The sequence below is a fragment of the Mesorhizobium sp. B263B2A genome (genome assembly GCF_020165775.1).
Taxonomy (GTDB): domain Bacteria; phylum Pseudomonadota; class Alphaproteobacteria; order Rhizobiales; family Rhizobiaceae; genus Mesorhizobium; species Mesorhizobium opportunistum.
On record NZ_JAIUIU010000007.1, the window covers coordinates 43,731 to 62,440 of the forward strand.

20 protein-coding genes are annotated in these 18,710 nt (G+C 63.3%); 8 read left to right on the forward strand and 12 right to left on the reverse strand.

From position 1 onward, the window contains the following. The first annotated feature begins 75 nt into the window (after nucleotides 1-75). Together LB568_RS13875 and LB568_RS13880 are read left to right on the forward strand one after the other, a co-directional pair. The gene (locus LB568_RS13875) at nucleotides 76-321 is read left to right on the forward strand and encodes a zinc-finger domain-containing protein (protein ID WP_013896203.1); all 246 of its coding nucleotides are present in this window, start codon (nucleotides 76-78) and stop codon (nucleotides 319-321) included. A gap of 19 nt (nucleotides 322-340) precedes the next feature. Then, nucleotides 341-1,579, forward strand: a complete 1,239-nt coding sequence (locus LB568_RS13880; RefSeq protein ID WP_140571695.1) for an FAD-dependent monooxygenase — start codon at nucleotides 341-343, stop codon at nucleotides 1,577-1,579. Nucleotides 1,580-1,819: 240 nt separating this feature from the next. Here LB568_RS13880 and LB568_RS13885 read toward each other — a convergent pair whose 3' ends face one another. The 7 genes from LB568_RS13885 to LB568_RS13915 all read right to left on the reverse strand — a co-directional run bounded on the left by LB568_RS13885 (nucleotide 1,820) and on the right by LB568_RS13915 (nucleotide 8,843). Further along, the gene (locus LB568_RS13885) at nucleotides 1,820-2,485 is read right to left on the reverse strand and encodes a TIGR02117 family protein (RefSeq protein WP_140571697.1); all 666 of its coding nucleotides are present in this window, start codon (nucleotides 2,483-2,485) and stop codon (nucleotides 1,820-1,822) included. A 112-nt stretch (nucleotides 2,486-2,597) separates the two neighbouring features. Beyond that, entirely contained in the window at nucleotides 2,598-3,347 is a 750-nt protein-coding gene (locus LB568_RS13890; protein WP_031240865.1) for an amino acid ABC transporter ATP-binding protein, read from the reverse strand. A 78-nt stretch (nucleotides 3,348-3,425) separates the two neighbouring features. Further along, complete coding sequence (locus LB568_RS13895) at nucleotides 3,426-4,583, reverse strand: amino acid ABC transporter permease (protein WP_013896206.1); 1,158 nt, start codon at nucleotides 4,581-4,583, stop codon at nucleotides 3,426-3,428. 4 nt (nucleotides 4,584-4,587) lie between these two features. Continuing rightward, nucleotides 4,588-5,775 (reverse strand): amino acid ABC transporter permease, encoded by a 1,188-nt coding sequence (locus LB568_RS13900; RefSeq protein WP_224730426.1) that lies wholly within the window; start codon nucleotides 5,773-5,775, stop codon nucleotides 4,588-4,590. A 63-nt stretch (nucleotides 5,776-5,838) separates the two neighbouring features. Beyond that, nucleotides 5,839-6,867: an amino acid ABC transporter substrate-binding protein gene (locus LB568_RS13905; protein WP_023766421.1), complete on the reverse strand. Its 1,029-nt coding sequence runs from the start codon at nucleotides 6,865-6,867 to the stop codon at nucleotides 5,839-5,841. Nucleotides 6,868-7,300: 433 nt separating this feature from the next. Next, nucleotides 7,301-8,200, reverse strand: a complete 900-nt coding sequence (locus LB568_RS13910; protein ID WP_224730427.1) for a DUF2182 domain-containing protein — start codon at nucleotides 8,198-8,200, stop codon at nucleotides 7,301-7,303. Nucleotides 8,201-8,207: 7 nt separating this feature from the next. After that, a complete protein-coding gene (locus tag LB568_RS13915) occupies nucleotides 8,208-8,843 on the reverse strand; it encodes a DUF1326 domain-containing protein (protein WP_224730428.1) in 636 nt (211 codons plus the stop codon). Between the two features lie 298 nt (nucleotides 8,844-9,141). Between LB568_RS13915 and LB568_RS13920 the strand changes: the two genes are divergently transcribed. The 6 genes from LB568_RS13920 (at nucleotide 9,142) to LB568_RS13945 (ending at nucleotide 14,248) form a co-directional block, all read left to right on the forward strand. After that, complete coding sequence (locus LB568_RS13920; protein WP_224730429.1) at nucleotides 9,142-10,320, forward strand: cystathionine beta-lyase; 1,179 nt, start codon at nucleotides 9,142-9,144, stop codon at nucleotides 10,318-10,320. A 243-nt stretch (nucleotides 10,321-10,563) separates the two neighbouring features. Continuing rightward, complete coding sequence (locus LB568_RS13925; protein ID WP_224730430.1) at nucleotides 10,564-11,643, forward strand: HPP family protein; 1,080 nt, start codon at nucleotides 10,564-10,566, stop codon at nucleotides 11,641-11,643. A gap of 105 nt (nucleotides 11,644-11,748) precedes the next feature. Continuing rightward, on the forward strand, nucleotides 11,749-12,432 hold the full coding sequence (locus LB568_RS13930; protein WP_224730431.1) for an RNA polymerase sigma factor: 684 nt from the start codon (nucleotides 11,749-11,751) through the stop codon (nucleotides 12,430-12,432). Nucleotides 12,433-12,538: 106 nt separating this feature from the next. Further along, nucleotides 12,539-13,063 carry a DUF4142 domain-containing protein gene (locus LB568_RS13935; protein ID WP_013896214.1) on the forward strand — a complete coding sequence of 175 codons (525 nt, stop codon included), beginning with the start codon at nucleotides 12,539-12,541 and terminating at the stop codon, nucleotides 13,061-13,063. Then, a complete protein-coding gene (locus LB568_RS13940; RefSeq protein ID WP_013896215.1) occupies nucleotides 13,060-13,383 on the forward strand; it encodes a cupredoxin family copper-binding protein in 324 nt (107 codons plus the stop codon). The genes LB568_RS13935 and LB568_RS13940 overlap by 4 nt, the downstream gene beginning before the upstream one ends. Nucleotides 13,384-13,690: 307 nt before the next feature. Then, nucleotides 13,691-14,248 (forward strand): hypothetical protein, encoded by a 558-nt coding sequence (locus LB568_RS13945; RefSeq protein ID WP_224730432.1) that lies wholly within the window; start codon nucleotides 13,691-13,693, stop codon nucleotides 14,246-14,248. On the opposite strand, the gene LB568_RS13950 is transcribed toward LB568_RS13945, so the two are convergent. The 5 genes from LB568_RS13950 to LB568_RS13970 form a co-directional block, all read right to left on the reverse strand. After that, the gene (locus LB568_RS13950) at nucleotides 14,186-15,055 is read right to left on the reverse strand and encodes a tetratricopeptide repeat protein (RefSeq protein WP_224730433.1); all 870 of its coding nucleotides are present in this window, start codon (nucleotides 15,053-15,055) and stop codon (nucleotides 14,186-14,188) included. The two genes, LB568_RS13945 and LB568_RS13950, sit on opposite strands and share 63 nt — an antisense overlap. 17 nt (nucleotides 15,056-15,072) lie before the next feature. After that, entirely contained in the window at nucleotides 15,073-16,299 is a 1,227-nt protein-coding gene (locus tag LB568_RS13955; protein ID WP_224730434.1) for an anion transporter, read from the reverse strand. A 69-nt stretch (nucleotides 16,300-16,368) separates the two neighbouring features. Then, nucleotides 16,369-17,331 carry a glycosyltransferase family 4 protein gene (locus tag LB568_RS13960; RefSeq protein WP_224730435.1) on the reverse strand — a complete coding sequence of 321 codons (963 nt, stop codon included), beginning with the start codon at nucleotides 17,329-17,331 and terminating at the stop codon, nucleotides 16,369-16,371. Nucleotides 17,332-17,431: 100 nt separating this feature from the next. Further along, nucleotides 17,432-18,214 (reverse strand): GGDEF domain-containing protein, encoded by a 783-nt coding sequence (locus LB568_RS13965; RefSeq protein WP_224730436.1) that lies wholly within the window; start codon nucleotides 18,212-18,214, stop codon nucleotides 17,432-17,434. Between the two features lie 183 nt (nucleotides 18,215-18,397). Then, entirely contained in the window at nucleotides 18,398-18,619 is a 222-nt protein-coding gene (locus tag LB568_RS13970) for a hypothetical protein (RefSeq protein ID WP_013896221.1), read from the reverse strand. Between the last annotated feature and the right edge of the window lie 91 nt (nucleotides 18,620-18,710).

Consider the following 18,710-nt stretch of genomic DNA (forward strand, 5'->3'; position numbering starts at 1 on the left):
AGTTTGATTTCATCGATCTTGCAAAGAGACCTGTTATGATCCAGATGCATGCGAGACTGCGTTAAGGAGACGACGATGGCAGGCGGTTCCATTCCCCATTTCCAGAACGATGCGGGCTTTCCGGCAATCGACATCGGTGTCAAGGAATTCATGTGCACGGGCGCCAACCCGCCTTTCGACCATCCGCATGTGTTTCTCGACATGGGCGATGACAATGAGAAGGTCTGCCCCTATTGCTCGACGCTCTACCGCTATTCGCCGAAGCTGAAGGCGACGGAAACGCTGCCGGCGGGCTGCCTTTACATCGACCAGGCCGCCTGATCCTTCCGCGACGGACCTGATGGATGACAAGCGCTCCCGGCAAGTCGTCATCGCCGGAGCGGGCGTTGCCGGGCTGACCGCGGCGCTTGCCTTCGCCGAACGCGGCTATCCCGTGCAGGTGTTCGAACAGGCGCAGCGGCTGGAGGCCGTGGGCGCCGGCATCCAGCTTTCCCCCAACGCGACACGCATCCTGCGCCAACTCGGCACGCTCGACCGGCTGCTGCCGGCGGCGGTGCGGCCCGAGGCGGTGGTGCTGAAGGACGCAAGGACGTTGCGCGAACTGGCGCGTGTACCACTCGGGCAAGCCGCCGAAGAACGCTGGGGGGCGCCTTATCTCGTCGCCCACAGAGCCGATCTGCAGAGCGCGCTGACCGCACACGTTGCCGAAAACCCGAATATTCATCTGGTCAAGGGTACGCGCGTCAGCGGCGCTGCCACAGGCGATCATGGTGTGACGGCGACACTGGAGACGGACGGCAAGACTGTCCAGTCACAGGGCTTCCTTCTGGTCGGCGCCGACGGCGTGTGGTCATCCGTGCGCGCGGTTGTCGATCGAGCTCGGGGGGGATCGTCAAGAAGCCGTTTTTCCGGCGAACTGGCCTGGCGCACGACTGTTGCCGCCGACAGCGGCGCCGGGCAAGCCTTTGCCGCGATTGGGGCGGCTGATTGCGTCACGACTTTTCTGCATCCGGGATTCCACATGGTCGCCTATCCCGTCAGCAAGGGCGATGCCTTCAACCTTGTCGCCTTCACCAAAGGCGAGCGCATTGCCGAGGGCTGGTCGGGCCATGCCGATCCCGTCATCCTTGCCAATGCTATGAGCGGCACGGCGGCAGCCCTTGCAAGGCTGGTGGAAATGGCCGGCCCGTGGCTGACCTGGCCGCTCCATACGGTCGACCAGAAGCAGCACTGGACGACACCAACCGGCATCGCCCTGATTGGTGACGCCGCACATGCGATGACCCCATTCGCGGCACAAGGGGCCGCCATGGCCATCGAAGATGCCGCAACGCTTGCCGGGGTAATTGCCGACTTCCCGGCCGATCCGAAGCAGGGCCTGGCGATCTGGGAAAATCTCAGGCGACCGCGCGTCGAGAAGGTGATCCGGCGCGGCGCGCTCAACCGGCTGGCCTGGCATGCCTGGGGTCCAGTGGCATTGGCTCGCAACCTGGTGCTGGCGACGCGGCCAGCGGAAAAGCTCGCGGCGGATCTGGACTGGCTCTACGGGTGGGAGCAACCGAAGATTATCAGGCGGTAGGACATCGAGACAATAAAGAAACCGATGGGCTGGCGGGGACAGCGCCCCCTCTGTCCTGCCGGACATCTCCCCCACGAGGGGGGAGATTGGCAGCTTTGGCGCCGGCGTCCTTTTGCAAACGTTGGAGATTAGCGAAAGCCGGAGCGAGATCCGATCTCCCCCCTCGTGGGGGAGATGTCCGGCAGGACAGAGGGGGGGCGCGAAGGAACGCGACGTTTGCCAATTCGCGAAATGCGCACACTAATTGTACAAGCTCAACGACCACCCAAGCGAAGCCGGCAGCGGGTTCCACCAGCCGGTGCGCAGGCCTGCGGTGCGCAGCGCCGCCGCCGTCCAGGTGTTGCAGCCGACCAGCGCGTTGAAATGGCCGTTCGCCTCGTAGAAGCGGTCGAACCTGGAATAGGCCGCATTCTCGATGACGATTGGGCCGCCGGCCCCTTGCTGAAAGCTGGCTGCGATAAAATCAAGCAAGGCCGCAAAACGGTCCTCGCCGATGTCGAAGCTGGCGACATCGGGATGCGGTTCAACGATATCGCCGGTGACATCGACATGCACGACCGAGGCGTCGATGGTCAGTGCTTTCATTACCGGAATGGCCTTCAGTTGCGACCAGGTCGGCGTTTCCAGATAGAAGGCGCGGCCACCCCAGCCAAAGACGATATAGCGCACCTCGGGACTGTCGGCCGGGATGCCAGCCTCGACCAGGAAACGAAAGCGCTGGCGCACGGCATCGTCCACCGGAATGGCGATGTCGGTGTGGATCGGGTTCTTCAGCACCAATATGTGCCGTGTGCCCTCGCCCGCCGCGGCGGCCGGCCACAGCGGCCGCGGCAACAGCGTGCCGAGCGTCGCGGCGAGCGCGGCCGCTATCAACAGCAGACCCAGAAAACGGCCGAGTTTTCTCATGAGGCAGCGACTTTGCGGCTCAGCCGCGTTCCAATGCAAGCGATCCGCTCGCTCAAATGCAAGGAAGCCCGGCCGTGGTGCGGCCGGGCTTCCTGAACTGGCGTCGGAGCGCTCAGTGCAGGATCTGCGACAGGAACAGTTTCGTGCGCTCGTGGCGCGGGTGGTCGAAGAACTCGGCCGGCGTGTTCTGCTCGACGATCTGGCCCTGGTCCATGAAGATCACCCGGTTGGCGACCTTGCGGGCAAAGCCCATTTCGTGGGTGACGCACAGCATGGTCATGCCCTCCTCGGCCAGGCCAACCATGGTCTCCAGCACTTCCTTGATCATTTCCGGATCGAGCGCCGAGGTCGGCTCATCGAACAGCATGATGCGCGGGTTCATGCATAGCGAGCGGGCGATCGCCACGCGCTGCTGCTGCCCGCCGGAAAGCTGGCCGGGATATTTGTTGGCCTGTTCCGGGATCTTCACGCGCTTGAGGAAGTGCATGGCGATTTCCTCGGCCTGCTTCTTCGGCGTCTTGCGCACCCAGATCGGCGCCAGCGTGCAATTTTCCAGGATGGTCAGATGCGGGAACAGGTTGAAGTGCTGGAACACCATGCCGACCTCGCGGCGCACCTCGTCGATCTTCTTCAGATCGTTGGTCAACTCTTTGCCGTCGACGATGATCTTGCCCTTCTGGTGCTCTTCCAGCCGGTTGATGCAGCGGATCATCGTCGATTTGCCGGAGCCGGACGGGCCGCAGATGACGATGCGCTCGCCGCGCATCACCTTCAAATTGATGTCCTTCAGAACATGGAACTCGCCATACCATTTGTGCATGGCGATGATGTCGATGGCGACATCGGTGGTGGAGATATGCATCTTGGCGGCGTTGACCTTGATCTCTTCCGCGCTGACGGCATTTTCGGTGGCCATGACGGGGTCCCCTTGCTTTTTTGTTTAGCGTTTGTGGCCGGTGTCGAGCCGGCGTTCAGTGTACATTGAATAGCGCGACATGCCGAAGCAGAACAGCCAGAACACGAAGGCTGCGAAGACGAGACCGGATTTCGCGGTCTGCGCCGTCGCCCAATTGGCGTCGGAAAAGTTCTGCTTGACGATGCCGAGCAGGTCGAACATCGAGATGATGAGGACCAGGCTGGTGTCCTTGAACATGCCGATGAAGGTGTTGACGATGCCGGGAATGACCAGCTTCAGCGCCTGCGGCAACACGATCAGGCTCATCTTCTGCCAGTAGCCGAGGCCGAGCGAATCGGCGCCTTCATACTGGCCCTTCGGGATCGCCTGCAGCCCGCCACGCACCACCTCGGCCATATAGGCGGCTGCAAACAGCGACACGCCGATCAGCGCCCGCAAATACTTGTCGAAGGTGACGCCGGCCGGCAGGAACAGCGGCAGCATGACGGAGACGAAGAACAGGACGGTGATCAGCGGGATGCCGCGCACGGCCTCGATGAAGATGACGCACAGCATCTTGACGATCGGCATCTTGGAGCGCCGGCCGAGCGCGAGCACTGTGCCCAGCGGCAGCGACACGGCGATGCCGACGAAGGAGAGGCTGAGCGTGATCAGCAGCCCGCCCCAGCGCGAGGTTTCGACATGCGGCAGACCGAACATGCCGCCGACCAGCAGGAAGAAGGAAACGATCGGCAGCACCAGGAAAAGCAGGATGGCGTTCAACCCCTTGCGCGGCACGCGCGGGATCAGCATCGGTATCAGCAGCGCCGCGAACAGGATGGCGACCACGATCGGCCGCCAGCGCTCCTCGACCGGATAGGTGCCGAACATGAACTGGCCGAACTTGGCGTTGACGAAGGCCCAGCAGGCGCCGCTCCAGCCATCCGGCTGAATGCCGCCTTGCGCCACGGTCGCGCAGACGGTGCGATCCGGCCCGGTCCACACGGCATTGATGAACGCCCAGCCGATGACCTGCGGCAGCACCCAGGCGACGATGATGATGCCGAGGATGGTCAGGATGGTGTCGCCGACCGTGCCGACCAGGTTCTTGCGCACCCAGGCCATCGGACCGCTGACGCTTGCCGGCGCCGGCTGCGCCAGAGCCATTTCGGTACGCACCCAGGACATGTCGTGTTCCTGCATGGTCCTACCTCTCCACCAGCGCCATTCTGGCGTTGACCACGTTCATGACGGCCGATGTCACCAGGCTGAGGATGAGATAGGCGATCATCATGATCAGCACGCCTTCGACCGCCTGGCCGGTCTGGTTGAGCACCGTGCCGGCGGTCGCCGTCAGGTCGGGATAGCCGATGGCGATGGCCAGCGAGGAGTTCTTGGTCAGGTTCAGATACTGGCTGGTCAGCGGCGGAATGACGATGCGCATGGCTTGCGGCACCACAACCAGCCGCAGGATCGATCCGGACCGCAAGCCAAGGGCTGCGGCGGCTTCGGTCTGGCCCTTGCTGACGCCCCTGATGCCGGCCCGCACGATCTCGGCGATGAAGGCCGCCGTGTAGCAGGACAGCGCCAGATAGAGCGACAGGAACTCAGGCTTGACCTGAAAGCCGCCGGTCAGGTTGAAGGTCGACTGTTTCGGAAGATCGAAGCTCAGCGGAAAGCCGCTCAGCACATAAGCGAGCAGCGGCAGCCCGACGATCAGCGCCACGGAAGTCCACAAAACAGGAAATTGCTGGCCTGTCGCCATCTGCCGCTGACGCGCCTTGCGGGCGACGAACCACGCCATGGCGATGCCGACGACGAGCGCGACCAGGATCAGCCAGGAGCCGTCGCCCCAGACCGGGCGCGGAAAGTAGAAGCCGCGCTGGTTGAGGAAGGAGCCGAAGGGCAGGTTGTAGCTGTCACGCGGCGGCGGCAGCACGGCCAGCACGCCCGAATACCAGAAGAAGATGACCAGCAGCGGCGGAATGTTGCGGAAGATCTCGACGTAGACGGTGCAGATCTTCTGGATCAGCCAGTTCTTCGACAAACGGCCGATGCCGATGACGAAGCCGATGATGGTGGCGGTGATGATGCCGGCGACGGCAACGATGATGGTATTGATCAGGCCGACGACGATGGCGCGGCCATAGGTCGAGTCCGACGTATAGGCGATCGGCGTGTCCGAGATGTCGAAACCGGCGCGTCCCCTGAGGAAGCCGAAACCGGAGGCGATGTGCAGGCGCTGCAGATTGTCGATGACGTTCTGCACGATCCACCAGACAGAGCCGAACAGCACGATGACGACCAGCGTCTGGAAGAAGAGACTGCGGACTTTCGGATCATTGACGAACGAAGCCCGGCTTGGCTCCTCGCGAAGGATTTCCTGCGATGCCATGCGACCATCCCCTGGAAAGAGAAACCGGGAGGCAGACGATCTGCCTCCCGGATCACATTTCGGTCAGCGGATCGGCGGAGCGTATTGCAGGCCGCCCTTGGTCCACAACGCGTTGATGCCACGGGCGATCTTGAGCGGGCTGCCCGAGCCGACATTGCGGTCGAACATTTCGCCGTAATTGCCGACGGCCTTGACGATGTTGACGACCCAATCGTTGGAGACACCGAGATCGGTGCCGATCTTGGTGTCGGCTTCCTGGCCGAGCACGCGCTTGATCTCCGGACTGGCGGAATTCTTCATCTCATCGACATTGGCCTTGGTGATGCCGAGTTCCTCGGCGTCGAGCAGCGCGAAATAAGTCCACTTGACGATGTGGTACCACTGGTCGTCGCCCTGGCGCACCGCCGGTCCGAGCGGCTCCTTGGAGATGATCTCGGGCAGCACGACGTGATCCGCCGGCGAGCCGAGGGTCAGGCGGATGCCGTAGAGACCCGACTGGTCGGTGGTGTAGACGTCGCAGCGGCCGGCGTCATAGGCGGCATTGACCTCTTCGAGCTTCTCGAAGACGACCGGGTTGTACTCCATCTTGTTCGCCTTGAAGTAGTCGGCGAGGTTGAGCTCGGTGGTGGTGCCGCTCTGCACGCAGACGGCGGCGCCCGAAAGCTGGAGGGCCGAGTTGACGCCCGGCAGCTTCTTGGCATTGATCATGAAGCCCTGGCCGTCATAGTAGGTGACGCCGATGAAGTTCAGGCCAAGTGCCGTGTCGCGGTTGATGGTCCAGGTGGTGTTGCGCGACAGGATGTCGACTTCGCCGGACTGCAGGGCGGTGAAGCGCTCCTTGGCGCTGAGCGGCGTGAACTTGACCTTGGTGCCGTCACCGAAGACGGCGGCTGCGACAGCGCGGCAGAAATCCGCATCGATGCCCTGCCAGTCACCCTTGTCGTCCGGCGCCGAGAAGCCGGCGAGGCCTGTCGAGACGCCGCACTGGATGAAGCCTTTCGCCTTGACCGTATCGAGCGTGGTAGCCGATGCGGCCGACGCCATCAATCCAAGCGCAGCGGCGCCAAGAATGCCGATAGCAATGTGTTTCATGACCCACAGACCCTTTTCTGTTTTCAGGCAAAACCTGATCTTTTTTCCCGTGTGAACGCAGCTCCCATTCCGGCCCATTCCCGGAACCCCGCATCGTAAACCGACGCGCTGCCTCCCATTCACGGACAGCATCGAAGGCGATAATTCCCGTGAGGTCAAGGGAAATGACTGATTTCCAACGTGTTTGAAAATCGATTGCCCCGAATGCCTGAATTGCGGACAAGAGCGCCCGCGATTTAGTCATGAGCGCAAATAAAGTCGGCATGATCAGCTTTACGTAAAGTGAGGTTCCCGGTCGGAATCCGTCCTTGCCCGTTACTCCGCGTTACTGGCGTCCCGCCGCGATCGACTGACATCATCTGTCTCCGGACAGACACGATCCGTCTCGGAGCAGACACGGCCGCGGCGTTCGCGGGCGAGGATGCGAAGCTGTTCAGGATGCCCCGACGATGAACCAGACGCCGATTGCGGCCATCAGCACGCCCGTAATGCGCGGCACCAATTGCCCGGTGGGGATGATCTTCTCAAGCAGGACGAGCGCGGCGATGCCGGCGATCCACAGCACGTTCATGACGCCGCCGACGAACAGCAGGGCCATCAGCGCCCAGCAGCAGCCGAGGCAATAGGCGCCGTGTTCGATACCGAGCCGAAGCGCGCCGAACGGAGCGGAACGGAACCCGCCATGGCTGCCCAGGAACGCGATCGGCGCCTGGCATTGCCGCAGGCAGACGCCCTTCATCGGCGTCCATTGATAAAGGCCGGCCCCGATCAGGACGAGACCGCCGAGGATCGCGCTGTCGGTCGCCATCGAAGGGCTGAGCAAGGCAAGGCCGGCGAGCAGCCATTGCGCGACGGTCGCCACCAGGCTGAAGACGACCCAGACCGCGAGATAACCGGCAAAGAACCATCCCGTCGAGGCAATGGGCCGGCCGTCGGTCCTCGCCTTGCGGCCGACACCGGCATAGAGCAGCAGCATCGGCGCCACCGAAGGCGTCATCATGCCGACCATCATCACCGTCCACATCGTGAAGATGAAAGCGAAATCGGCCGCTGCCCAGGCCCGGAAAACGGGCGCCGCGGTGGCGCCCATGTCCGTGCTGGTCATGTCCATGCTGGTCATGTTCATGCTGGTCATGTTCATGCCGGCCATGTTCGACATGTCCATTTCGGCCATGCCGCCGTCGGCGCCGGCCGGAGCAGGCGAACCCGGCATGGCCATGTGAGCGGCGAGCCACAGCACATAGGCCCAGGCGAGCATCGCGATCACGACGAGCGCGGCCGTCACGACCGCGCGGTCGCGCCGCAGCACCGCCTCGAGGGCCGTGTCGCTCATGGTCGGCTCAATGCACGACGCCGCTTTGCGTGAGATGCAGATTGGCAAAGTGGCTGTGGGAATCGGCCAATTCGAACGCGATCGGACCGGTCGCATGGGTCCAGCCGCGCCCGATTTCGGCGAGTGCGTATTCGAAGCCGCGCGGAAGGTCTATGCGCGCCCGATGGTCGGCGCCGGTGATGGGATTCTTGATCGGCTCGCCATGGCCCTCGGTGATGCCAGGCACGTGCAGATGGCCTGTCCTTGCATCGACGTCGACCTTGAAGTCGATGGCGGCGAAGATCGGGTCATGCAACGTTTCCAGCGTGGTCGAGAAAACCTGGAATATGGTCGCGCCGGGCTCGGTGTCCTCGCCGCCGAGAATGCGAAGCAGGGCTACGCGCTGCGCCTCGCTCGCCCGTTCGTCGATGACCACCGCGGCCTCGCCGCCGCCTTCATGAATCGCGCCAGGCCAACGAAACACACCCGCAAAGCGCAGGCCATCGAGCCTGGTATCGCCATGATAACCGCTTTCGACTTCCATGCCGACCACAGCCTGGCAGAAACCATATGTCGGCAAGGCGTTGAATTGGCATGGGCAGCCATAGGCGCAGTTGCAATTGACGAATTCACGCGCCTTTAACATCCACTTGACGTTGGGCATAACGATCCCTCCCATTGTTGTTCGGCGGGAGCGAGAAGCGGTGATGCGGATGCCCAATTTGCCAGTGCGTTAGCCGCTGCCGGGATTGAACATCCGGTAAGATTGGCCCGCCTATTTGTATTAGACACCCATCATATACCTTTTGCAGCGGCTTACAATATCCGGCGGCCAGATCGCACCCGGCAAAGCTGTCCTCGAATTGGCATATCCGAAGTCCGTCCCGTGGCGGCGGCTGGCTGTTGCACGGCCCATGGCGCCGCACTATGGCTAGCGCCTTGTCAAGACGAGGCGACCAAGAATGGTGAATGACGGCAGCGGACCGGGCAAGGTGGGCATCAACACGCGGCTTGCCCATTCGGGCAACAACCCGCACGACTATTTTGGCTTCGTCAATCCGCCGGTGGTGCATGCCTCGACCGTGCTGTTTCCCAATGCCGCCGCGATGGCGGCGCGCAGCCAGAAATACACTTACGGCACGCGCGGCACGCCGACGACGGACGCCCTTGCCCACGCCATCGACGCGCTGGAAGGCTCGGCCGGCACGATCGTGGTGCCGTCGGGGCTTGCGGCGGTGACCGTACCGCTGCTCGCCTTCGTATCGGCCGGCGATCACCTGCTGATCGTCGATTCCGTCTACCACCCGACCCGCAATTTCGCCGACACGATGCTGAAGCGGCTGGGAGTCGAGGTCGAGTATTACTATCCCCATATCGGCGCGGGCATCGCCGCCCTGATCAAGCCCAACACCAAGGTGGTGTTCACGGAATCGCCGGCCTCCAACACGTTCGAGGTGCAGGACATTCCGGCCATCGCCACCGCCGCGCATGCGGCCGGCGCGATCGTGATGATGGACAACACCTGGGCGACGCCGCTCTACTTCCGTCCGCTCGACCATGGCGTCGACATCTCCATCCATGCGGCGACGAAATATCCGGCCGGTCATTCCGATGTGCTGCTCGGCACGGTCTCGGCCAATGAGCGTTGCTGGAAGCAGCTCTATGAGAGCTTTTGCACGCTTGGCTGCTGTGCTGGACCCGACGATGTCTACCAAGTGCTGCGCGGCCTGCGCACCATGGGCGTGCGGCTGGAGCATCATCAGCGCAGCGCGCTCGCCATCGCGTCGTGGCTCGAGGGCCAGCCGGGCGTGGCGCGCGTTCTCCACCCTGCCCTCCCCAGCCACCCTGATCATGGCCTGTGGAAGCGCGACTTCTGCGGTTCCAGCGGCATCTTCTCCATCGTGCTTGCCGGCGGCGGCCAGAAACAGCAGCACGCCTTCCTCGACGCGTTGCGGATCTTTGGGCTCGGCTATTCCTGGGGCGGCTACGAGAGCCTCGCCGTGCCGGTCTGGCTCGGCGATCGCGTCGTTGCAAAAGCTGCCTATGAAGGCCCGTTGATCCGCCTGCAGATCGGCCTCGAGGATGTCGACGATCTGAAGGCGGATATCCAGCGTGGTCTGGCCGCCGCGGCTGCCGCCTGACCGCGCGTACGGGCCGGCTGCCGAGCAGAATCAGCAAACGACCGCAAGGCATTGACGCTGATGACAAAGCGCGAGCCGCTCGCAGCATCCCAGCGCCGTGTGGCACGCAATATTATTCTCCCGGGCCGCGGCTTTCCGGATTTGTTTGACTTTCAAATCCGTGGGTTCGGCTTCATTGCGTGCTGCACGGCATTTTAGCCAATCCATTCGTCACCAAGCCGATCCCTCCACCACAAAGTTGCCATGGCCTTTCGTCTTTTTGTTCCCATCCTCGCCGGCGCGACGCTGCGTGAACGTCTGTTGGCGTGCATCGGAGCGACGATCGGCATCGCTCTGACCGGCGCGATCAGCGGACTGGCGATGGGCGGCGGCCCGCATGTGGCCCTGCTGGTGGCGCCGATGGGCGCCTCCGCCGTGCTTCTCTTCGCCGTGCCCGCGAGCCCTCTGGCGCAGCCCTGGTCGATCATCGGCGGCAATTCCATATCCGCGCTGGTGGGCGTGACAGTCATGCATTTCGTCCATGATCCGATATTTGCATCCGGCCTCGCGGTGGCGCTCGCCATCGCGGCGATGTCGTTCACGCGCTGCCTGCATCCGCCGGGTGGTGCCGCGGCGTTGACGGCGGTGCTCGGCGGGCCGGCCGTCGTCAGCGCGGGCTTCCTGTTTCCCTTCGTGCCGGTGGCGCTGAATTCGATCATCCTGGTCACGCTCGGCTACCTCTTCCACAGGCTGGCACGGCGCAACTATCCGCATGTCGCCGTGCCCGCCGCCAACAGCCACGGCACCGCCGATCCGCCTGCGGGGCAGCGCGTCGGCTTCCGGCCCGAGGATGTCGATGCGGCGCTGACCACACTCGACGAAACCTTCGACATCGACCGCGACGACCTTGAACGGCTGTTGAGACAAGTCGAACTGCAGGCGATGGTGCGGTCGCACCGGACGCTGCTTTGCCAGGACATCATGTCGCGTGACGTGGTTTCAGTGCCCGAGCAAGCCACGGTCGACGAGGCGCGCCAGCAGCTGCTCGATCACAACATCCGCACCTTGCCGGTGGTCGACGCCGAAGCAAGGCTGGTCGGCGCCGTCGGCCTGCGCGAGCTGACGAAGGCCGTCGATATGGTGAAGGGTGTGATGTCCAGGGCCGGCACCGCCTCGCCCAATACGCCGGCGATGAGCCTGCTTCCCGTGCTGACCGACGGCCGCAGCCACGCCGTGGTCATCGTCGACGGCGAGCGGCACATTCTCGGCCTTATCACGCAGACCGACCTTCTGGCGGCGGCAGCGCGCGTGCAGACGGCAGACAAGGGATTGGCGGCGGCCTAAAAAAGCGAAGTCGGATCGCCGAAATCCGGGAACCTTTTTGCGGCAGGCGCATCCAACGTGCAGTCAAGTGTCTGTTCGGGCCTTTGTTCGGGAGATCCGGTCGCGATGAGCAAGCTCGCAATGCCCGCCACACCCGCAGTGGCCCAAAACCCTTCAGGCGACATGCTGCTCGTGCAGCAAGCGCTGGCGCGCGAGGCGGACGCCTTCCGCGCCATCATCAAGACGCACAACCAGCGGCTCTTCCGCATCGCGCGCGGCGTGGTGCGCAACGACGCCGAGGCCGAGGACATCGTCCAGGAGGCTTATGTACACGCTTTCGCCAGCCTGGCGGCATTCCGCGGCGAGTCCTCGCTCGCCACCTGGCTGTCGCGCATCGTCATCAACGAAGCGCTGGGCCGCCTGCGCAAGAGGCGTCGCATTGTGGCGATGCCTGAAAATCCGGAAGCGCGGATCATCCGCTTTCCGCTCAATCCCAGCGACGATCCGGAGCGGACGATGGCGCAGCGGCAGATTCTCGCACTTGTCGAACGGGCTACCGACAGCCTGCCCGACATCTACCGCATGGTCTTCGTCGCCCGCGTCATCGAGGGCCTGAGCATGGAGGAGACCGCCGACCTGCTCGGTCTGCGGCCGGAGACGGTCAAGACGAGGCTGCACCGGGCGCGTGCCCTGTTGCGCAAGGCGCTGGACGACGAGATCGGCCCTGTGCTGCTCGACGCCTTCCCCTTCGCCGGCCGGCGCTGCGAGCGGCTGACCCAGGCGGTGATGGGAAGGCTGGGCTTCGAATGATCCTGTCCTGATTTTCCGGGAACGTTTCTCCAGCTTCCGCATCCAATCAGCGTCAACTGAAAAATGTGAGCCCGGCGCCTCCTCGCGACCGGGCAAGGAGGATGCCATGTTCACCCGATACACCGCCGCCCTTGCCGCCTTGCTTCTCGTCGGCGCCGCCCCGTTCGCACAGGCCGCCGACAAGCCGACCGACCCGCAGATCGCTCATATCGCCTATACGGCCGGCGTCCTCGACATCGAGGCCGCCAAGCAAGCGATCAAGAAATCGAAGAACAAGGAGGTTCTCGATTTCGCCAAGGACATGGAGCGCGACCACGAAGCGGTAAACAAGCAGGCGCTCGACCTGGTCAAGAAGCTCAAGGTGAAGCCCGAAGACAACGCCACCAGCCAGGCGCTGACGAAGGCGGCGAAAGAGGAGCGCGCCAAGCTCGCCAAGCTGAAAGGCGCGGCCTTCGACAAGGCTTATGTCGACAACGAGGTCGCCTACCACAAGCAGGTCAACGGCGCGCTCGAAACCCTGCTCATTCCCTCGGCCAGCAATGCCGAGTTGAAGGGCCTGCTGGAGACTGGCCTGAAGATCTTTCAAGGCCATGAGCAGCATGCCGAACACGTCGCCGGCATGCTGAAATGAAAGCGGGAGCTTCAAATCGCTTGCCATGGCTGGCCACGCTGGCGCTGGTCCTTGCGGCGGCGCCGGCGGCGGGTGCGACCATCCAGGTCACCATCGACAAGCTGGTCTTTTCGCCTGATGCCGTCGAGGCGAAGGTCGGCGACACGATCGAGTGGGTGAACAAGGACGTGATCGCCCACACAGCCACAGTGAAGGGCGGCTGGGAGGTGATGATCCAGCCACGGAAATCAGCAAGCCTGACATTGAAGGCGGCGGGAACGCTCGACTATTTCTGCCGCTTCCATCCCAACATGAAGGGCCATCTCGACGTATCGCCCTAATCTCTGGCCCGGTTGAGCTGCGGCGAGGTACTGCCGCGTTGCAGCTCAACCGAGCCGCCGAACATTGTTCGGGCTAGATGCAGGAACAAGGACTGACTGGCTTGGAGCGTGGCTGCCAACCATGATATCGCAACGCCAGGAGGCGGCGATGCGTGTCATTTTCCGATGTGATCCAATGTTGGCCGAACATTTGCCGCGCCCAATGCCGGCGCGAGGCGCTCTGCCGAATTGGCTGCGCGCTATGCCTGCCACCGCATATTCGGCAATCCATGGCCGCGACATTCGTACGCTCAAGCAGTGCCCGCCGGTGGTCGACGCGATGACCTACGGCTTCATGGTCTTACTGCCTTGCGACGTCGTTGCCGACAAGGGGGCGTTTTCCTGGAATTGGAAGATCCCGGATCCGGTTACCAAGAACCACCCCAGAGCTCCGCTGAGTTTCCACACGCCGGGTCAGCTCGCCGGCAGCCCGTTTGCAAACCCAGGCCAGGCCGCCCTCAAATTCAACAGCTTCTGGACCATTGAAGTCGAGGATGGCTGGTCGCTGTTCGCGACTCATCCGGTCAATCGCGACGATCTGCCCTTCAGGCTGGTGACGGGTCTGGTGGATTGCGACCGGTTCAGCGATGGCGGCATCAATTTCCCGGCGGTCTGGACGGAGCCCGAATTCTCTGGCGTGCTCCCGAAAGGAACCCCTATCGCGCAATGCTTTGCGGTTCCGCGGGCCGCGCCGCAGCTCGAATACGAGGTGTTCGACGAGAAACGCCAAGCCGCCTATACGCAGACGGTCGCCGATGTCCTGTCAACGCCCGGTGTCTACCGCAAACGGTTTCGCGCCAGGCGGGGGCGCTCCACCAGCGAGTGAGCGACGCAGCGCCTCCTCATCGAGCCACAACCGGCCGCTTGGCGCCGACGTAAGTGCCATGGCGATCACTCCAAAGGTAGATGGGCTCAAACCATAGGCCAATGAATAGGCTGCCATGGCCCCGTCGAGATCGCCGATTTCCTGCAGGACGACGCCCAGATTGACAGCAGCCTCCGGTGCGTCCGGGCTCATCTCGAGTACCCGTCGATAGGCCTGTGCGGCGCTGCCAAACTTGCGCAAGTCCTGACGCACCAGCCCGAGATCGAACCAGGCAGTTGAATGCCCGCCGCTTGCTACGGCGCGTTCAAGCAGAGCTTCCGCCTCCAGAGACGCACCGCGTTCCCACGCCAGGCGCCCGAGGCGAGCCGCTGCCTCCTCGGATTTCGGATCCTGTTGCAAGACAAGTGTCCAAGACACGCCCGCCGCCGAACTATCACCTGCCTGATCCAGGGTGCGTGCCCGCTCGACGAGTATTTCCGCATGCGACGAGAGCCTTGCAGCGCGCTCCAATTGCCGCAGCGCCGCTTCAAACCGGCCTTCGGCCCGGGCAATCCTGCACGCCAGCATCAAGGCCGGCACATTGTCCGGGCGAGCGGCAAGACTGGCTTCGATGCGTGCACGAGCCTCGGGCAGGTCTGCCTTCGCAAACAATACAGCCGCCAGGAGATGGCAAAGCGCCGGATCTCCCGGGTGCTGCGTCAGGCCCAATTCACACAGCCCCAGCGCCTGGTCGTGATTGCCGGAATTGAACGCAGCCACAGCCCGCCGGATCAGATTGCCGATGTCGCCTTGACCTTTGCTGGTCACTCGATTGAAGCTCCCCTCTAAAACCCAAACGCCAGCCAAGCGGTGCCGGCGACGAGCGTGATCAGCGTCAGCGGCAAGCCGACCTTGAAGAAGGCACCGAACGACAACGGGTTGCCGGTGATCCGCGCGTGCTCGGCAACGATCAGGTTGGCGACCGAGCCGAGCAAAGTGAAATTGCCGGCGAGCGTCGAACTCATGGCGACGACCAGCCAGGCACGCTGCGGATTCTCCAGGCCCGGTATGAACGGCCTCAGCGCCAGCACGGCCGGAACATTGCTCATGATGTTGGAGAGCACCGCGGTGAAGCCGGACAGCCGCCAGACGTCGTCCAGGCCGAGATCCTTGGCCGAGGCGATGATGTCGGGTGTCAGCAGCGTCTTTTCGGCGCCGGCAACCACGACGAACAGTCCGGCGAACATGAACAGCAGCGGCCCGTCGATTTCGCGGTAGATGCGTTCAGGCTTGATGGCGCGGGTGAGCAGGAGAATGGCGCCGCCGACCAGCGCCGCCTTGGCCACGGGAACGCCGGCGAAGAAGGCGATCGCCAGCCCGATGCATACGATCACCGCCTTCAGCACTTGCCCGCGATGCATGCGGCCGCGCGAGACATGCGGCGTCAATTCGGCGGTACGGGTGAATTCGGCCCGGTAGACGATGCGCACGATGACGATGACCGCGACGAGGCCGAACAGCGCGACCGGCGCCAGCGCCGCCGAAAAGGCCGGATAGGAAATGCCCGATAGCGCGCCGATGACCATGTTTTGCGGATTACCGGTGATGGTGGCGACGCTGCCGCAGTTCGATGCCGTGGCGGTGGCGATCAGATAAGGGACCGGGTTGCGGTTGATGACGCGGGTGACGTGGACGACGATCGGCGCCATGACCAGGCAGATGGCGTCGTTGACCAGGAAGGCCGACAGCACGCCGGTTAGAAGCGTCACCATCACCAGGAGCATGAACGGTGCGTGCGCGTGCTCGATGGCGATGGCGCCAAGGCCGCGAAAGGCGCCCGATACCTTCAGATGAGCCACCACGATCATCATGCCGAGCAGAAGCGTGATGGTGTCGAAATTGATGGCCCGATAGGCATCCTCCATGCTGAGGGCGCCAATGGCGATCATCGCGGCGCCGCCAAGCAGTGCGATCCCCGCGCGGTCGAGACGCAGGCCAGGGATGCGGCCGATAGCGACGCCGGCATAGGTGAGGACCAGGATCAGCAGTGCCGCGGCGCCCATCAATGTCATCGGTGGAAGTCCTGCTCGATCTGTTGGCGGGCCGGAGGGAGCCTGGAAAGGCCAGATGGCGTGGTGCCGCTAACGCCGGTAGAAATCAAGCTGTTGCCGCAATGCCTGCGGTGAAAACAGCTGTTCGACGGTCTGCCTCGCCTTCTTGCCCACGGTTACTCGCCGCGACGGATCGGCCTTGAGCTCGGCCAGGATGCCGGCCGCCTGCTGCGTGGTTTCGAACAGAAAGCCGTTTTCGCCATGCCTGATGTGGTCGGCATAGCCGCCATGCACATGACAGACCACGGGCAAACCGCAAGCCATCGCCTCGAACACGACGCGGCCGAACGTCTCCACATGCGAACCGGTGCGGTAGTAGAACACGTCGAGCGTCGGCAGGAACTGTTCGGCGGCAAATTGGCCCTGCGGCAGGAGTTCGAGCAGCGGATGCGGCGCGAGCCTGTCCCTGAGCGGCATGCCGCCTTGAATCCGCACCGCGACGCCATCGGCCAGCAATGCCTCGTAAAGCGCCGCATCGTCGGCGTGATGCTTGTCCGCCGTGTCGCGGCTCAGCCGGCCGACCGTCAACGGGCCGTCCGGCCTTCCCTGCCGTGGCGCGAAACGGTCGATATCGATCGGCGACGGATGAACGACGCCCTCGACCCGCAGCAGGCGCTTTTGAAAGTCGGATATCAACACCAGTTCGGCGTCTGGCCAGCCAAGCAGGCGCGGCATGCGCGTCGTCAGCGCGATGATCTTCGGGTGAAAGGTGTTGAAGACATAGATCAGCCGGCGCGGCCTCGGGATCAGGTAAGGCCACAGCTTGTTGCGCCAATGCGCGCCGAGGAAGACATAGGCGCCACCGTCCGGCACGTTGCGCGTTGCCGGCGAGACGGGGCGAATCGGGAATTGGCGCATCAGCTCGTCTGACACGCGCGAGGAGGTTGCCCACAGCCGCACCGGCACATCGGCGCTCAACAGGCGGTACAGGTCCAGGGTTTCGCGTTCACTGCCGCCAAACGGGTTCTGAAAACCGTTGAACAAATGGATCATGATCGCTGCGCTTACCTGGCCTTGCCCGGAGGAAGCACAGCGGTGAGAGAGCGTCAAGGAAGCCGCCCGCGTCAGGCCCCAGCCACTTGCAAGGCGGTGGTCAATGCATGGTGGCGGCGCTGGGTTCCGGGGCGGCCTGTGCCGGATCGAAGCTGACCTGATCGCGGCCATTCGATTTGGCGGCATAGAGCCGTCTGTCGGCGGCGGAGAATATCGCCTCGTAGGTGGTCGGCCCGTTGAAGCTCGTGCCGCCAATGCTGACGGAAAGCGGACAGGAGCGGCCACCGGGCGAAAAGTCCATCTCGCTGATGCGCCGGCGGATGCTTTCGGCAACCAGCCAGGATTGCGAGGGATCGACACCAGGTAGAAACACGCCGAACTCCTCGCCGCCAATCCGGCCGACGATATCGCTGCCGCGCAACTGTGCCTTGATCGTCTGCGCTATCAGCTTGAGCGCCTGGTCGCCGCAGTCATGGCCGAGGCGGTCGTTGATCGACTTGAAGTGGTCGGCGTCGATGATCAGCAGCGCGCCGGAACGGGTCGGCTCCTGTTTGCGGGTCTGCTCGAGATAGGCTTCGACCAGCATCGAGAAGGCGCCTCGGTTCAACACCGCCGTCAGGCTGTCCGTCGCCGCGATGACGCTGAGATCGCGCTGGGCTATGGCCAGCTGCCGGATCTTCCACATGAGAAAAAACAGGAACGAGCCGCCCAGCACCAGGGGAAGCATCAGGTCGGTCAGCTGCGCGCGCCAGACGGCCTCCGGCGAAAGATAGGGGAAATTGAACGAATCGACGAAAAACGCCACGGCGATAAAGAACGCCGTTCCGGCGGCAGTGACGGCGACCACCCTGCCCCAGCTGGTCGGCGACAGGTCGAGCTTCATCCCGTTTTACTCCGTTAGCCGTCTCTACTATGACGTGCCAACGCAAACAAAATGATAAGATGTTCGTTTCAATTCGAGATCGATTGGCGGGAGCCGGAGCACGCTTGCCTCAATGGGCGGCAGTGCTCCGGCGACTGAAGCGAATTCACCGAATTTCGCGTGGATGAGGGGAGATCCTGAATGTCAGCGGTTGGGTGAAGGCCCACCCGCCTCGACAACGAAGGATGCCGCGATCAGGTCGTCGGCATCCAGTCGCAGCGAACCGTCGCCCGCCCCCATGATGGCGGCGACCTTGTGAAAGGTCCTCATCTCATGATCGGAAATTTCGGCATCCTGCATTCTGGCCTTGAGTTCGGCGATACGCCGCCCCAAAGCAGGGGACGTTCCAATTTCACGTTTCGACATGGCCTGCTTCTCCTCCCCCAACCCGCACCTATTTTGCCCCGCCCGATTCGCTGGTCCTCACATTGCCTTTTTATCAGGCACCGCGAATACA